Below are 428 nucleotides of genomic sequence, written 5' to 3' on the forward strand. Positions count from 1 at the left end.
GCGCCGCCCTTGCCGTAGCCCCAGCCGCCGCCCGGTCCGCCGTAGCGACCGACGTCGATCTTCAGCTGTGTGCGTTCCCGCACGGCGATGACGGCCTGCACGCCGCCGCCCGCGCCGCCGGTGCCGACATCGCCGAAGTCGTGGCCGCCGCCCGCGCCCGCCGCGCCGAGCACGTCGGCGAAGATCTCGTCGACGCCGTCGCCGACGCAGTAGTACTGCGCGGCGTCGCCGTGCACGCCGAAGGTCGTCGTCCGGACGCCGTCGGCGGAGGTGAGGAACAGGACGTAGCCGTCGCCGGAGACCGAGGCGGTGGTGACGCTCGCCTTCGACAGACTCGGTGAGGCGTAGGAGGTCCCGCCACCGCCGCCCGCGCCACCAGCGCCCGGCACCGCGTGCGGGCCGTGCGAGATCGGCGTCTGCGGCCCCGC

General features: G+C 75.9%; 1 pseudogene. It reads right to left on the reverse strand.

From position 1 onward, the window contains the following. A pseudogene (locus tag V8688_RS32080) lies at positions 1-428 on the reverse strand (hypothetical protein); the annotation flags it as partial.

The sequence above is a fragment of the Nocardia sp. No.11 genome (assembly GCF_038752175.1).
Classification (GTDB): domain Bacteria; phylum Actinomycetota; class Actinomycetes; order Mycobacteriales; family Mycobacteriaceae; genus Nocardia; species Nocardia canadensis.